Raw genomic sequence first — 14,224 nt, forward strand, 5'->3', positions numbered from 1 at the left:
CCGTGCCCGAACTGAGGTCCCGCACTGTCACCCACGGCCGCAATATGGCGGGCGCCCGCGCTCTCATGCGGGCCTCGGGCGTAGCGAGCGAGGACATCGGGAAGCCGATCATCGCCGTGGCGAACAGCTTCACCGAGTTCGTGCCGGGTCACACCCACCTCCAGCCGGTCGGCCGGATCGTCAGCGAGGCGATCAAGGCGGCGGGTGCCGTGCCGCGCGAGTTCAACACCATCGCGGTCGACGACGGCATCGCCATGGGCCACGGCGGCATGCTCTACAGCCTGCCCTCCCGCGACCTGATCGCCGACTCCGTCGAGTACATGGTCGAGGCGCACTGCGCGGACGCGCTGATCTGCATCAGCAACTGCGACAAGATCACCCCGGGCATGCTGCTGGCCGCGCTGCGCCTCAACATCCCCACCGTCTTCGTCTCCGGCGGCCCGATGGAGGCCGGCAAGGCGACGCTCGTCGACGGCACGGTCCGCACCCTCGACCTGGTCGACGCGATCTCCGACGCCGTCAACGACAGCATCTCCGACGCGGACATCCTCCGTATCGAGGAGAACGCCTGTCCGACCTGCGGGTCCTGTTCCGGCATGTTCACCGCCAACTCGATGAACTGCCTCGCCGAGGCGATCGGCCTCGCCCTCCCCGGCAACGGCTCCGTCCTCGCCACCCACACCGCGCGCAAGGCGCTGTACGAGAACGCCGGCCGCACGGTCGTCGAGCTGACCAAGCGCTACTACGAGCAGGACGACGAGACGGTCCTGCCGCTCAACATCGCCACCTTCGAGGCCTTCGAGAACGCCATGGCCCTCGACATCGCGATGGGCGGCTCCACCAACACGATCCTGCACCTCCTCGCCGCCGCCCAGGAGGCCGGTGTCGACTTCGGTCTGGACGCCATCGACGCCGTCTCACGGCGCGTGCCGTGCCTGGCCAAGGTGGCGCCCAATGTCGCGAACGGCCGCACGTACTACATGGAGGACGTGCACCGCGCCGGCGGCATCCCCGCCCTGCTCGGCGAGCTGTACCGCGGGGGCCTGCTCAACGAGGATGTCCACACCGTCCACAGCCACTCCCTCGCCGACTGGCTCAAGACCTGGGACGTGCGCGGTGGTTCGCCCTCGGCCGAGGCCGTGGAGCTGTGGCACGCCGCCCCCGGCTGCGTGCGCTCCGCCACCGCCTTCTCGCAGTCCGAGCGCTGGGAGACCCTGGACACGGACGCGGCGGGCGGCTGCATCCGCGACGTCGAGCACGCGTACAGCAAGGACGGCGGGCTCGCGGTCCTCAGGGGCAACCTGGCGGTGGACGGCTGCGTCGTGAAGACGGCGGGCGTCGACGAGTCCATCTGGACCTTCGAGGGGCCGGCCGTCGTCTGCGAGTCGCAGGACGAGGCCGTCGACAAGATCCTCCGCAAGGAGATCACCCACGGCGACGTCGTCGTCATCCGCTACGAGGGCCCCAAGGGCGGCCCCGGCATGCAGGAAATGCTCTACCCGACCTCCTTCCTCAAGGGCCGGGGCCTCGGCAAGACCTGCGCCCTGATCACCGACGGCCGTTTCTCCGGCGGCACCTCGGGCCTGTCCATCGGCCACGCCTCCCCCGAGGCGGCGTCCGGCGGAGCCATCGCCCTGGTCGAGAACGGCGACCTGATCCGCATCGACATCCCGGGCCGCACCATCGACCTCAAGGTCGACGACGCCACCCTCGCCGCGCGCCGCGAAGCCCTCGGCGGCGTCTACGCCCCCAAGGGGCGCGAGCGCAAGGTCTCGGCGGCCCTGCGGGCGTACGCGGCCATGGCCACCAGCGCCGACAAGGGCGCGGTGCGCGACATCGGCCTGCTGGAGCGCTGAGGCTCCTCACCACACACCCTCGCGACGTCCGTACGCCTCCGGCGCCGGCCGGCCTCAGCCGGCCTCAGCCGGCCTCAGCCGACGAGCGTACGGACGTCGGTGCAGAACACCGTGCCGTTCGGTGTGTACGAGAAGACCCGCCGGCCGGCGACGATGGGCGCCTGCTGGTCCGCGAGATAGCCGCTGCGGCCCTTGCCGAGCCGGGCGGGGGTCTGGCCCAGCATCTCACCGCCGTCCAGGTCGACGGTGATGAGGCGGCCGTCGCCGGAACCGAAGTAGAGCCGCCCGTCGGAGACGACGGGGGCGGTGGGGTGGTTCACCGAGGTCTCCTGCTGCCAGGACACCGAGTCGCGGCCGACGGCGATGAGCGATCCGTTGTCGCCCAGTACGTAGACCGTCGCGCCGGACACGATCGTGTAGGCGTTGGCGACCGGATACGGAAGCGCGACCCGGGACTGCGTTCCGGTGGCCGGGTCGTAGCGCAGCACCGCCACGGTCGCGCCGGCCGTGTTGGACTGCGCCAGGTACAGGATCCCGTCCGTAGCGCCGACCGGCAGTGCCGAGCCGGTGAAGGTGTGCTGCCAGCGCACCGTGCCGCTGCCCATGGCGACCGCGCTGACGACCGTGTGGGAGCCGTCGCGCGACACCGACTGGGCGTAGGCCGCGAAGCCGGTCCCGGAGCCGCCGAACGCGGTGAACACCGGCTGCGAGTGCCCGGGGATCCGCTTGCGCCAGCGGGTCGTCCCGGTCGTGGAACTCAGCGCGGACACCGTCCCGTCGCCGGCGACCAGCAGCACCGTGTCCCCGGCGTAGAAGCGCAGGCCGCCGTACGCGGACACCTTCTTGGACCAGCGGACGTCACCGGTGGCCGGGTCCAGCGCCTTCAGCCGGCTGCCGTCCGCCGAGACCACGTGCACCAGCCCGCCGGAGACCACCGGCGGTTCGCCCGCCTCCCCGGCGGTGCCCGCGCGATGCCACCCCTCGTGGCCGGTGGCGGCGTCGACACGGGCGGCCTCCACCCCCTTGTCGACGCAGAACAACGCCTCGTCCGTGTCGCTGTACGCACAGGCCGCGCTGCGCACCGCGGTCGGGCTCGCCCCGCGCACGCCGGACAGCCCGGTCTCCCAGGCCCGCACCGCCTTGGCGGACGCCTTGCCGGACGGGGACGGGGACGGCGAGGTCGCGGGGCTCGCCGTGCCGTCCGAGGGCAGCTGCCGGGCCGTGACCGCACCGCCCGCCGCGAGGACGAGTAACGCCGCGCCGCCGGCCAGCCACCGGGTACGCGGCCTGCGCAGCGCACCGAGGACGGAGGCGGAGGGGACGGAGGCGGAGGGGACGTGAGCAGGGACGGAGGTGGGGACGTGGGCGCGGCCGGATGCGGGGAAGTGGGTGGCTTCCGGCTCCCCGAGCGGCTCCCCGAAGTGGCCCGCCCGCGGTTCCTGCGGCTCCGCCCGCACGGCCACGGGCGCCTGCCCGCGCACGGGTCCGGGCACCGACATGAGCACGGGGGCGGGAAAGGACAGCGTGGACAGATCCGGCGAGCGCAGCATCGCCATCAGCTCGTCGGGCGTCGGCCGCTTCTCCGGTTCCTTGGCCAGGCAGGCACCCACGATCGGCGCCAGCTCGTCCGGCACCTCGGTCAGATCGGCCTCGTCGTGCACCACCTGGTACGCGACGATGTACGGGCTGTCCGAGTCGAACGGCCCCTTGCCCTTCGCCGCGTGCACCAGCACCGACCCGAGCGCGAAGACATCCGCCGCCGGGCCGACCGAGCGCGGCCGCTGGAACTGCTCCGGTGCCATGAACGGCGGCGTGCCGATCAGCTTTCCGGTCTCCGTACGCATCTCGCTGTCCGACGGACGGGAGATCCCGAAGTCGATCACCTTCGGGCCGTCCGCGGCCAGCAGGACGTTGCTGGGCTTGAGGTCACGGTGGACCAGCCCGGCCCGGTGGATGTCGCGCAGCGCCTCGGCCAGTCCCGCGGCGAGCCACCGCAGGTCGTCGGCGGGCAGCGGGCCCTCGCGCTTGACGTACTGGGACAGCGTCGGCCCCGCGATGTGCTGGGTCGCCATCCACGGCCGCTCAGCCTCCGGGTCGGCGTCCACGACCGCGGCCGTGAACGCGCCGCTCACCCGCCGCGCCGCCGTGACCTCCTGCCGGAAACGCGCCCTGAACTCCTGGTCCTCCGCGATGTGCGCATGCACCACCTTCAGGGCGACCTTGCGCCCGGACGAGGAGTAGGCGAGGTGCACCACGCCCATACCACCCGATCCCAGGCGCGACACGATCCGATAGTGGCCTATCTGATCAAGTGTCATCGTCCTCACCCACCCCCGTGTATGGCAGGGAGCGTACTCAGCGGACCACTGCGCAACCAATCGACTCCCGGCAGCGTGTACGGAGAAGAATGGTGAAGATGTGAAACGGGGGGTTCCATATGTCTGTTGAAGAGACCGCCGCCGACAGCACGGCCGGCGCGGAGAGTACGGGCGACGCCGCGGAGAGTGTTTCCGCGAGCGCCTTCACATACGCGGTCGCGCCCGGTGTCCGGCTCAAGGTCCGCTCGGGCCCGGGCACCAAGTACTCGGTCGTCAGCATCCTGGCCGAGGGCGCCTCGGTGACGATCTACTGCCAGCGGAGCGGCGAGTCCATCTCCGGCTACTACGGCACGACCAGCCTCTGGGACAACATCGGTACGAACAAGTACGTGTCCGACGCCTACGTCAACACCGGCACCGACGGCTACGTGGCCCCGCACTGCGGCTGACCGGGGCCGGCCGCAGGAGTGACGGCATCCGGCGCGCGGACAGGATCAGCGCATGACGAACCCGCCACAGTCCGCCCTCGTCGCGTCCTTCAACTCCGTGGCCGCCCGGTACGCCACCTCCCGGCCGGACTACCCACCGGCCCTGTTCGAGGCGGTGGAACGGCTCGCCGGCCGCCCGCTGGCCGGCGCGGACGTCCTTGACGTCGGCGCCGGCACGGGTATCGCGAGCCGCCTGCTGCGGGAACGCGGCGCCCGGGTCACCGCCGTCGAGCCCGGCCCCGGCATGGCCGCCCGGCTGCACGCCGACCAGCCGGACACCCCGCTGGTCCGGGCCGACGGCAACGCCCTGCCCTTCGCCGAGGGCACCGCCGACTTCGTCACGTACGCCCAGGCCTGGCACTGGACGGACCCGCAGCGTTCGGTGCCGGAGGCGGTCAGGGTGCTGCGCGACGGCGGGGCGCTGGCCCTGTGGTGGAACGTGCCCGACCCCGGCGTGGCATGGACGGCCGAGCAGGAGAACCGGTTCCGCGACCGCGTCGCCGGCTACCACGGCTTCGGCCGCACGCGCACCGCGCCCGGCATCATCGACGCCCTCGCCCTGCCCCTGCGCACCGTCTGCCACGCCGTCCGCTGGACCCGGCGGATCTCCCTCGACGACCATCTGGCGAACCTGGCGACCCACTCGTACTTCGTGGTGCTCGACGCGCACGAACGCGACGCGATCTTCGCCGAGGAGCGCGCCCAGCTGCTGCGGCTCTTTCCCGACGGCGTCGTGGAGGAGCCCTACCAGGTCGACATCACGGTGGCCGTCCGGCGACCGGGGACGAGCGCGACCCGCAACACCGCCTAGCTTCGCCGTGCCGCCGACACCGAGCCGACGCCGCCCACCACGCCCGCGACCACGGCGGCCCGCCACAGGCCGTCCCACAGGCTGCCGAAGAAGCCCTCGGAGGTCAGGAACTGCCGCATCACCAGGTCGGTGACGAGCAGTGCCCCGGCCGGTACGACGGCGACCTGCCAGGGGTGGGCCCGGGCCCAGTCGCGTATGCGGTGGTCGGTGCCGGCCTTGCGGCCCAGCACCGCCCCCGTACCGCCGACGAGGAAGAAGAGCATCAGGGCGACGGACAGCGAGCCGGCGAGCACGCCGAGCCCGAAGTGCCCGCCGATGGTGCTGAGGGCCAGCGACACGCCGCCGCCGATCGCGCCGACGGCGGCGGCGGGCCGCCAGGGTCCCAGGGTGGCCGAGGCCACGGCGAGCTGCCGTTTACCGGAGCGGGACGCTCGGGGTACATCGGGATAACGCCTCATACCGCCACGGTCCTGCGGGAGCGGTACGAACGCTATAGGGGATGACCCTGAGAGGCCCCGGACGCCGCGTGAGCGACCCGTACCGGCTCCACACCGTCGCCGTGGTGCCGCTCGGCCCAGGACAGCAGGGCCATCTCACAGGCGTGGTCGAGGTGCCGCAGCCGTCGCAGGTCCAGCTCCGTCGGCCGGTCGCGCGGCAGCGCCTCCAGCTGGTCCAGCAGCCGGGGCAGCCGCAGGAAGGTGGCGTTGCCCAGCACCCGTACGACGACGGTGCCGTCGTGCTCCTCGGTCTCCAGGTGCACATGCGAGGTGTCCCACGCGGTCTTGACCACGGCCGTCAGCAGACCGGCCAGCACCCCCTCGAACATGTTGGTGACAACGATCGCGCCGGCCGTCACGGCCAGCACCACCGCCTCGCCCCGGCGCTGCCGCCACAACGGCACCAGCTCCCTGACCGGGATGAGCTTCCAGCCCGCCAGCATGAGCACCCCGGCCAGCGCCGCCACCGGGAGCATGCCGAGCGCCCCCGGCAGCAGTACGACGAAGACCAGCAGCCACCCGCCGTGCATCACCCGTGACGCCCTGGTCCGCGCGCCGGCCTGAAGGTTGGCCGCACTCCTGACGATCACGGCGGTCATCGGCAGCGCCCCGAGCGCCCCGCACACCGCGTTGCCCGCGCCCTGGGCGATCAGCTCCTTGTCGTAGTGCGTACGCGGGCCCTTGTGCAGCCGGTCCACGGCCGCCGCGCTGAACAGGCTCTCCGCCGAGGCGATCAGGGTGAAGGCCAGCACTGTCCCCAGCGTGCCGATGTGCGCGAGCTGCGCGAACTCCGTGCCGCCGGGCGGCTGTACGGCGTCCAGCAGCCCCTTGACCTCGACCCGCGCGACCGGCAGGTCGAACACCGCCGTGGCCGCGGTGGCCAGCGCGACCGCCGCCAGCGAACCGGGCACCACCCGCACCCACGCCGGCAGCCTGGGCCAGACCACGAGCAGCACGATCGTGCCCGCCCCCAGCGCCGACGCGGTCAGCGCCGGTCCCGAGCCGGCCACCTCCCCGGCCAGCCCGGGGATCCCGGCGATCTTGCCGAGCCCGCTGCTGGGCGCCTTGGCGTCGGCGAGCGCGTAGATCTGCCCGGCCATCAGCACCAGGCCGATACCGGCCAGCATGCCGTGCACCACGGCGACCGAGATCGCCCGGAACCAGCGGCCGAGCCGCAGCGCTCCCATGGCCATCTGGAGCAGCCCGGCGGCCAGCACCAGGACACCCAGTGCCCGCAGTCCGTACGTCTGCACGGCCTCGTACACCAGCACCGTCAGCCCGGCGGCCGGGCCCGACACCTGGAGGCTGCTGCCCGGCAGCAGCCCGGTGACCAGGCCGCCGACGATGCCGGTGACCAGGCCGAGTTCGGCCGGCACCCCGGAGGCGACGGCCACGCCCACACACAGCGGGAGGGCGACGAGGAAGACGACGAGGGAGGCGGTGAGGTCGGCCCTGAAGTCGGCGCTGACGTCGGCGCCGGAATCGGCCCGCAGACGGGCGGGGAGGAGGGAGGAAAGGCGTCGCATACGGCGGCTCACAGGGGGAGGAAGGCGTCGGCGGACGGCTTGTGGGCGAGGACGAGCCCGGCGTGTATCTCGTAGAACCAGCCGTGCAGCCGCAGGCTGCGCCGCCCAGGACCGGCCTGCCCGGCCGCCTCGCTGACGCACGGGTAGCCGCGCAGCCGCTCCAGCTGCGCGCGCACATGCCGCTGCACGGCCGCCGCGACCTCCGGGCCGTCTTCGTCGGGCAGTTCGCCGGGGACCTGCTCGGTCAGCCGGTCGCGCACCGCCGGTACGCCGGCGAGGTCCTCGCCGCGGGCCATGGCCCCGACGGCGCCGCAGTGCGAGTGTCCGCACACGACGATGTCGCTCACGCCGAGCACCCGCACCGCGTACTCGATCGTGGCGGCCTCGGTACCGGGCCCCTGCCCGTCCCGGTACCGCGGCACGGCGTTCCCCGCCGTCCGCGGCTCGAACAGCTCACCGGGCCGGGCGCCGGGGACGAGGGAGGGAATGACCCGGGAGTCCGAGCAGGTGATGAACAGCGCCGGCGGGGACTGGCCGGCGGCGAGCCGGGCGAACTCCTCGCGGGCCTGACGGTGGCCGGCTGTCCGGTGGCGGAAATCGCGGGCATGGTCGATGAACGTCTGCATGGGGGAATGCCTCCGATACGTCCCTGGCGCCCGTGAGGGCGAGCGGAAGGGCCGGTGGGGTGTTACCGCGGGTGGGGGGAGCGCGGGTGCGCGCGGGTGACGACAGCACCTGTCAGCAGCGGAACACCTGGTGGGCCACGGGCAGTTCATCGGATCTGCCGGATCTGCTCAGCGGTATCGCCCGCGGGGCGGTACGGGCCGCGGCCGTAGCGCCGGCCCGGCCTTCGTCCGGATCGGCGTCGGCGGGGCAGCCGCCCCCGGCGGCCGACCCCGACCGGGAGGAGGGCAACGGCGGGCAGGCGGTGGCGGGGAGCACGACCCGCAGGCCGCCGCTGGCGCCGCGCCGCGCGGGGCAGTCCTCACGCTTGGGCTCGGCGCGCTCGGCCGGCTCCACCCGCTCGGTGCGGCCGGCCCCGGAACCCGGGTCGGCGTGGGCACAGGCGGGCTCGGCGACCAGGAAGACACCGAGCAGCACGGCGGCGAACAGGGCCACGGCGCGGATGACCGGGACAACTCGGCTGTTCCGAACCATGGTTCACCCCCGTACGGCTCAGGTTGTGATCTCCATATGACCAGATCCCAAGACCATTTTGCAATCCCTTGGGTGAACTCTCTGTAAACAGACGGTCACTGGGCGCAGCTCTTGACGGAGGTCGTACGCCGGAGCATTATTCAGCGCATGATGAATAAACTTCGCGGGGCGGCGGCGCCAACCGCGGTGACGGAGCCCGGAGATGCCCCCGCCGGCCCTGCCGGCCCTGCCGTTCGCGCCAGGGGCCTGCGTGTGGTCCGGGGTGGCCGGACCGTTCTGGACGACCTCGACTTCGCCGTCCCGCGCGGCCGGATCACCGGACTCCTCGGCCCGAGTGGCTGCGGCAAGTCGACCCTGATGCGCTCCGTCGTCGGCACCCAGGCCCGCGTCACCGGCGGCCTTGAGGTGCTCGGCCTGCCCGCCGGTCACCGCGCTCTGCGTTCCCGTATCGGCTACGTCACCCAGGCCCCTTCCGTCTACACGGATTTGACGGTCCGTCAGAACCTGGAGTACTTCGCCGCCGTTCTCGGCGCCCCCGGCATCGACATCGACCGCGCCATCGCCGACGTCGACCTCACCTCCCGCGCCGGGGCACTGGCCGGCAACCTCTCCGGCGGTCAGCTCAGCCGGGTCTCGCTCGCCGTCGCCCTCCTCGGCGCCCCCGAGCTGCTGGTCCTCGACGAGCCCACCGTCGGCCTCGACCCCGTCCTGCGCCGCGACCTGTGGGACCTCTTCCACCGCCTCGCCACCGAGCGCGGCGCCACACTCCTGGTCTCCTCCCACGTGATGGACGAGGCCGAGCGCTGCCATCGGCTGCTCCTCATGCGCGACGGCCGCATCCTGGCCGACAACACCCCCGACGCGCTGCGTGCCCGGACGGACGCGCCCACCGTCGAAGCCGCCTTCCTCCGTCTCGTCGACGAGGCCAGGCGCGAGGAGGAAGCGCTCGCCGACCCGCCCCGACCTCTTGACCACGCCACCGCCACGGAGACCACCGCCACGGAGACCGGCACAACGGAGACCGCCGCCACGGAAGCCGGCACCACGGAAGCCGGCACCACCACCTCGCGAGGAGCATCCCGGTGAACATCTCCCGCACCCTGGCCACCGCCCGCCGCGTACTCCTCCAACTGCGCCACGACCCGCGCACCGTCGCCCTCATGCTCGTCGTGCCCTGCGTACTGCTCGCCCTGCTGAGCTGGGTCTACGACGGCAGCCCCGGCACCTTCGACTCCGTCGGCGCCTCGCTGCTCGGCATCTTCCCGCTCATCACGATGTTCCTGGTCACCTCCATCGCGACCCTGCGCGAACGCACCTCCGGCACTCTGGAACGCCTGCTGTCCATGCCGCTGGCCAAGGGCGACCTCCTCGGCGGCTACGCCCTCGCCTTCGGCGCCGTCGCCATCGTCCAGGCCTGCCTGGCCACCGGCCTCGCCGTCCTGGCCCTCGGCCTCGACGTCACCGGCTCCGCCTGGCTGCTGCTGCTCGTCGCCCTCGCCGACGCCTTCCTCGGCACCGCCCTCGGGCTGTTCGTCAGCGCCTTCGCGGCCAGCGAGTTCCAGGCCGTCCAGTTCATGCCGGCCGTGATCCTGCCGCAGATCCTGCTCTGCGGGCTGCTCGTGTCCCGCGACCGCATGCAGCCCGTCCTCGAAGCCGTCTCCGACGTCCTGCCCATGTCGTACGCGGTCGACGGCATGAAGCAGGTCCTCACCCGCACCGGCGTCACCGGCGACTTCGTCCGCGACCTCGGCATCGTGGCCGGCTGCGCCCTGCTGGCCCTCGCCCTCGGCGCCGCGACCCTGCGCCGCCGTACGGCATAGGCGCGGGACGGTGAGAAACTGACCCCATGACCCAGAAAGTGGCAGTCCTCGGCACCGGCAAGATCGGCGAAGCACTCCTGTCCGGCATGCTCCGCGCGGGATGGGCCCCCGACCACCTCCTGGTCACCGCCCGCCGCCCCGAGCGGGCCAAGGAGCTCCACGCCCGCTACGGCGTGGAGGCCGTCACCAACGCCGAGGCCGCCCGCACGGCGGACACCCTCATCCTCGCCGCCAAGCCGCAGGACATGTCCGCCCTCCTCGACGAACTCGCCCCGCACGTCGCCGCCGACCGCCTGGTCATCAGCGCCGCGGCCGGCATCCCCACCGCGTTCTTCGAGGAGCGGCTGACCGAGGGCACCCCCGTGGTCCGCGTCATGCCCAACACCCCGGTCCTGGTCGACGAGGGCATGTCGGTGATCTCCGCCGGAAGCCACGCCACCGAGGCCCACCTCCTCCGTACCGAGGAGATCTTCAACCCGGTCGGCAAGACCCTGCGCGTCCCGGAGAAGCAGCAGGACGCCGCCACCGCCCTCTCCGGCTCCGGCCCCGCCTACTTCTACTTCCTCGTCGAGGCCATGACCGACGCAGGCATCCTGCTCGGCCTGCCCCGCGCCCAGGCGCACGATCTCATCGTCCAGTCCGCGATCGGCGCCGCCGTCATGCTCCGCGACAGCGGCGAACACCCCGTCAAGCTCCGCGAGGCCGTCACCTCCCCGGCCGGCACCACCATCAACGCCATCCGCGAGCTGGAGAAGCACGGCGTACGGCACGCCCTCATCGCGGCCCTGGAGGCAGCCCGCGACCGAAGCCGTGAGCTGGCCTCCGGCAAGGGCTGATCAGCCCAGGCCTAGCAGCTCGGCCGTCCGCACCACCCGGGCGAAACCGGCGGCGTGCAGATTGACGGCGGTGGCCCGCCCCAGTTCGTCCGCCGTCAGGGTCTGCCCGTCCGGACCGGCCGCGTCGAAGGTGTACGTCGCGTCGATCGGCACGATCACGTCGTAGCCGAGGTTCCCGCCCATCCGGGCGGTCGTCTCGACGCACCAGTTCGTCTGGATGCCCGCCACCACGATCTGCCCGATGCCGGTCCCGTCCAGCCAGCTCCGCAGATCCGGCGAGCCGACGAACGCCGAGTTCACCGTCTTGCTCACCACCAGCTCCGGTCCCGGCCCCTTCCCGCGCCGCCGCTCCACGAAGTCCTGGAAGTCGTTGCCCTCCTGGCCCGGGCGCAGCGGCGAGTCCGCCTTCTCCGAGTCGTGCCGTACGAAGACCACCGGCCGGCCCGCCGCCTGCCAGGCGTCGAGCAGCAGCTCCAGGTTCTGTTCCGCCGCCGGGTTGTTGCGGGGCGGGAAGCCCGGCTGACCCCAGCCCTTCTGCACGTCGACGACGACCAGCGCCGCGTTCTCCGCGATGCCCGCCGCGTTCTCCGCGCTCTCAGGGTTCTCCGCACGCTCTGTGTTGGTCATGTCCACGATCCTGCTGCGGTGCGCCCCCGGCCGACAGTGGCAGCAAGGCCTGTCATCGATGAATTCGTGCCACCATGGCGGTCATGGTCATGCAGCGCATCGCCCTGGTCGCCGTCCCCCACATCCGCGCCTTCGACGTCGCCGTCATCACCGAGGTCTGGGGCATCGACCGCACCGACCGGGGCGCGCCGCCCTTCGAACTGCGCCGCTGCGGCCAGGACCGCGCCCCCGTCACCCTGGCCGGCGGCCTCACCCTCACCCCCGACCGCGACCTGGACTGGCTGGCCACCGCCGACCTCATCGTCGTCCCCGGCCTGGAGGAGCACCTCGCCCCCGTCCCGGAACCCGTACTCGACGCCCTCCGCCTCGCCCACCGCGCCGGGACCCCCGTCGCCGCCCTGTGCGGCGGCGCCTTCGTCCTCGCCCAGGCCGGACTCCTCGACGGCCGCCGCGCGATCACCCACTGGAACATCACCGCGCTGCTCGCCGACGCGCACCCCGCCGTCCGCGTCGTCCCGGACGCCCTCCATGTCGAGGACGGCGGCCTGTGGACCTCGGCGGGCGTCGCCGCCGGCATCGACCTGTGCCTCCATCTCGTCCGTACGGCCCACGGCGCGGAAGCCGCCGCCGCCATCGCCCGCTCGATGGTCACCGCGCCCTTCCGCACCGGCACCCAGGCCCAGTTCATCGAACACCCCACCCCGAACACCGGCCGCGACGCCGACGCCCTGGCCGGCGTACGCGAACGAGCCCTCCGGCACCTCCACGACCCCCTCACCGTGGCGGACCTCGCCACCTGGGCCGGTATGTCCCCCCGCTCCTTCGCCCGCCACTTCGCCGCCACCACCGGCACGACGCCGCTGCGCTGGCTCCTCGACCAGCGGATCGCCGCCGCCCAGAAGCTCCTGGAACGCACCGACCTCCCCATGCCCGAGGTCGCCCGGCGGACAGGCTTCGGCAGCGAGGTCACCATGCGCCAGCACTTCGCCGCCCGCCTGTCCACCAGCCCCCGCGACTACCGCCGGGCCTTCCACCCGGCTCACCCGGCAGGCAGCAGCCCGACCGCCCGATAGGCGGCATCCACCGTCGGCCGCGCCAGCCCCCGCGCCCGTTCCGCCCCCGCCCGCAGCACCGCGTCCACATACCCAGGGTCCGCGCACAGCTCGGCATGCCTGAGCCGGAGCGGCCGCAGCCGCTCCACGACCGCCTCCGCCGTGTCCCTCTTCAGAGCCCCGTATCCGGCGTACTCACCGGCCAGCATCTCCGGGTCCCTCCCCGTGCACGCCGCCAGGATGTCCAGCAGATTCGCCACCCCCGGCCGGTCCTCGCGGTCGTACTCCACCTCCCGGCCGCTGTCCGTCACCGCCCGCATGACCTTCTTCCGGATCACCTCCGGCTCATCGAGCAGATAGACGATCCCCGGCCCGGTGTCGTCGGACTTCCCCATCTTCGACCGCGGCTCCTGCAGATTCATCACCCGAGCGGCCACCGCCGGAAGCGTGGCCCGCGGCACGGTGAAGGTGTGCCCGTACCGCTGGTTGAAGCGCATCGCCAGATCCCGGGTCAGCTCCACGTGCTGCGCCTGGTCGTCCCCCACCGGCACCTCGTCCGCCTGGTACGCCAGGATGTCGGCCGCCATCAGCACGGGATACGTCAGCAACGACAGCCGCACCCCCCTGCCCCGGGCCCGCTCCAGCACTTCCTTCTCCCGGTACTGGATCATCCGCCGCATCTCGCCGTCCGTGGCGGTGCACTCCAGTACGTAGGACAGCCGGGTGTGCTCGTCCACCTGGCTCTGTACGAACACCGTGCACACCGCCGGGTCCAGTCCCGCCGCCAGCAGCAGGCTCGCCGCCTGCCGGCTCAGCCGCCGGACCCGGGCCGGGTCGTGGTCCACGGTCAGCGCGTGCAGATCCACCACGCAGAACAGCGCGTCGGCCCGGTGCTGGTCGGTCTCCACCCACTGCCGGACCGCCCCCAGGTAGTTGCCCAGCGTCAGGTGCCCGGTCGGCTTCACACCACTGAAGATCCGTGTCATCTCTGTCCCTCTCCCTCAGATCACCGTTGTGACCGCCGGCCCGGTCGGCCCGGCGTGGGGAGCAGATACGCCAACGGCCGCCGAGGCGGCGGCCGTTGCCTGCATGCGCTGCTGGATCGGCCGCCTCAGGCGGCCCACCACTGGGTTTGCGCATGCTTGGTCATGCGTCAGAAGCTATCGCTCAAAGGAGTTGCGAACCACAGGTTTGAACCGTCCGTGGGCGTGGTGTAGTGTCATCAAGCTGCTTCG

At 72.5% G+C, this 14,224-nt stretch carries 14 protein-coding genes; 7 read left to right on the forward strand and 7 right to left on the reverse strand.

The window, feature by feature from the left end; translation table 11 throughout:
- The first annotated feature begins 2 nt into the window (after positions 1 to 2).
- Complete coding sequence (ilvD, locus tag RWE79_RS22435; protein WP_475941854.1) at positions 3 to 1,856, forward strand: dihydroxy-acid dehydratase; 1,854 nt, start codon at positions 3 to 5, stop codon at positions 1,854 to 1,856.
- Between the two features lie 74 nt (positions 1,857 to 1,930).
- Here the strand turns inward: ilvD and RWE79_RS22440 are convergent, their stop codons facing one another.
- Positions 1,931 to 4,174, reverse strand: coding sequence for a protein kinase domain-containing protein (locus RWE79_RS22440; protein WP_475941855.1), 2,244 nt, complete (start codon positions 4,172 to 4,174; stop codon positions 1,931 to 1,933).
- Between the two features lie 119 nt (positions 4,175 to 4,293).
- Here RWE79_RS22440 and RWE79_RS22445 point away from each other — a divergent pair, with 119 nt between their 5' ends.
- The gene (locus RWE79_RS22445) at positions 4,294 to 4,623 is read left to right on the forward strand and encodes an SH3 domain-containing protein (protein ID WP_475941856.1); all 330 of its coding nucleotides are present in this window, start codon (positions 4,294 to 4,296) and stop codon (positions 4,621 to 4,623) included.
- Between the two features lie 52 nt (positions 4,624 to 4,675).
- Complete coding sequence (locus RWE79_RS22450) at positions 4,676 to 5,473, forward strand: class I SAM-dependent methyltransferase (RefSeq protein ID WP_475941857.1); 798 nt, start codon at positions 4,676 to 4,678, stop codon at positions 5,471 to 5,473.
- Here RWE79_RS22450 and RWE79_RS22455 read toward each other — a convergent pair.
- The 4 genes from RWE79_RS22455 to RWE79_RS22470 all read right to left on the reverse strand — a co-directional run bounded on the left by RWE79_RS22455 (position 5,470) and on the right by RWE79_RS22470 (position 8,654).
- Positions 5,470 to 5,874 carry a hypothetical protein gene (locus RWE79_RS22455; protein ID WP_475941858.1) on the reverse strand — a complete coding sequence of 135 codons (405 nt, stop codon included), beginning with the start codon at positions 5,872 to 5,874 and terminating at the stop codon, positions 5,470 to 5,472. The genes RWE79_RS22450 and RWE79_RS22455 overlap by 4 nt on opposite strands.
- A gap of 89 nt (positions 5,875 to 5,963) precedes the next feature.
- Positions 5,964 to 7,496 carry a SulP family inorganic anion transporter gene (locus RWE79_RS22460; RefSeq protein WP_475941859.1) on the reverse strand — a complete coding sequence of 511 codons (1,533 nt, stop codon included), beginning with the start codon at positions 7,494 to 7,496 and terminating at the stop codon, positions 5,964 to 5,966.
- Positions 7,497 to 7,504: 8 nt separating this feature from the next.
- Positions 7,505 to 8,122, reverse strand: a complete 618-nt coding sequence (locus RWE79_RS22465) for a carbonic anhydrase (RefSeq protein ID WP_475941860.1) — start codon at positions 8,120 to 8,122, stop codon at positions 7,505 to 7,507.
- Positions 8,123 to 8,234: 112 nt separating this feature from the next.
- A complete protein-coding gene (locus tag RWE79_RS22470) occupies positions 8,235 to 8,654 on the reverse strand; it encodes a hypothetical protein (protein ID WP_475941861.1) in 420 nt (139 codons plus the stop codon).
- 147 nt (positions 8,655 to 8,801) lie between these two features.
- Between RWE79_RS22470 and RWE79_RS22475 the strand changes: the two genes are divergently transcribed.
- The 3 genes from RWE79_RS22475 to proC are packed head-to-tail and all read left to right on the forward strand — an operon-like array spanning position 8,802 to position 11,310.
- A complete protein-coding gene (locus RWE79_RS22475) occupies positions 8,802 to 9,740 on the forward strand; it encodes an ABC transporter ATP-binding protein (protein WP_475941862.1) in 939 nt (312 codons plus the stop codon).
- Positions 9,737 to 10,474, forward strand: coding sequence for an ABC transporter permease (locus RWE79_RS22480; RefSeq protein ID WP_475941863.1), 738 nt, complete (start codon positions 9,737 to 9,739; stop codon positions 10,472 to 10,474). Before RWE79_RS22475 ends, RWE79_RS22480 begins: the two co-directional genes overlap by 4 nt.
- Positions 10,475 to 10,500: 26 nt before the next feature.
- Positions 10,501 to 11,310, forward strand: coding sequence for a pyrroline-5-carboxylate reductase (gene proC / locus RWE79_RS22485; protein WP_475941864.1), 810 nt, complete (start codon positions 10,501 to 10,503; stop codon positions 11,308 to 11,310).
- Here proC and RWE79_RS22490 read toward each other — a convergent pair whose 3' ends face one another.
- A complete protein-coding gene (locus tag RWE79_RS22490) occupies positions 11,311 to 11,937 on the reverse strand; it encodes a cysteine hydrolase family protein (protein WP_475941865.1) in 627 nt (208 codons plus the stop codon).
- Between the two features lie 83 nt (positions 11,938 to 12,020).
- On the opposite strand from RWE79_RS22490, the gene RWE79_RS22495 reads away from it, so the two are divergent.
- Positions 12,021 to 13,010 (forward strand): GlxA family transcriptional regulator, encoded by a 990-nt coding sequence (locus tag RWE79_RS22495; RefSeq protein WP_475941866.1) that lies wholly within the window; start codon positions 12,021 to 12,023, stop codon positions 13,008 to 13,010.
- On the opposite strand, the gene trpS is transcribed toward RWE79_RS22495, so the two are convergent.
- Complete coding sequence (trpS, locus tag RWE79_RS22500) at positions 12,977 to 13,975, reverse strand: tryptophan--tRNA ligase (protein ID WP_475941867.1); 999 nt, start codon at positions 13,973 to 13,975, stop codon at positions 12,977 to 12,979. The two genes, RWE79_RS22495 and trpS, sit on opposite strands and share 34 nt — an antisense overlap.
- Positions 13,976 to 14,224: the final 249 nt, after the last annotated feature.

The organism is Streptomyces sp. RLA131 (genome assembly GCF_056270125.1).

What these genes read in the sequence shown, in the direction of transcription:
- RWE79_RS22445 (WP_475941856.1), top strand. Translation starts at nt 4,294, where the DNA reads ATGTCTGTTGAAGAGACCGCCGCCGACAGCACGGCCGGCGCGGAGAGT.
- proC (WP_475941864.1), top strand. Translation starts at nt 10,501, where the DNA reads ATGACCCAGAAAGTGGCAGTCCTCGGCACCGGCAAGATCGGCGAAGCA.
- RWE79_RS22440 (WP_475941855.1), bottom strand. Translation starts at nt 4,174, where the DNA reads ATGACACTTGATCAGATAGGCCACTATCGGATCGTGTCGCGCCTGGGA.
- trpS (WP_475941867.1), bottom strand. Translation starts at nt 13,975, where the DNA reads ATGACACGGATCTTCAGTGGTGTGAAGCCGACCGGGCACCTGACGCTG.
- RWE79_RS22475 (WP_475941862.1), top strand. Translation starts at nt 8,802, where the DNA reads ATGATGAATAAACTTCGCGGGGCGGCGGCGCCAACCGCGGTGACGGAG.
- RWE79_RS22490 (WP_475941865.1), bottom strand. Translation starts at nt 11,937, where the DNA reads ATGACCAACACAGAGCGTGCGGAGAACCCTGAGAGCGCGGAGAACGCG.
- RWE79_RS22450 (WP_475941857.1), top strand. Translation starts at nt 4,676, where the DNA reads ATGACGAACCCGCCACAGTCCGCCCTCGTCGCGTCCTTCAACTCCGTG.
- RWE79_RS22465 (WP_475941860.1), bottom strand. Translation starts at nt 8,122, where the DNA reads ATGCAGACGTTCATCGACCATGCCCGCGATTTCCGCCACCGGACAGCC.
- RWE79_RS22495 (WP_475941866.1), top strand. Translation starts at nt 12,021, where the DNA reads ATGGTCATGCAGCGCATCGCCCTGGTCGCCGTCCCCCACATCCGCGCC.
- RWE79_RS22460 (WP_475941859.1), bottom strand. Translation starts at nt 7,496, where the DNA reads ATGCGACGCCTTTCCTCCCTCCTCCCCGCCCGTCTGCGGGCCGATTCC.
- RWE79_RS22470 (WP_475941861.1), bottom strand. Translation starts at nt 8,654, where the DNA reads ATGGTTCGGAACAGCCGAGTTGTCCCGGTCATCCGCGCCGTGGCCCTG.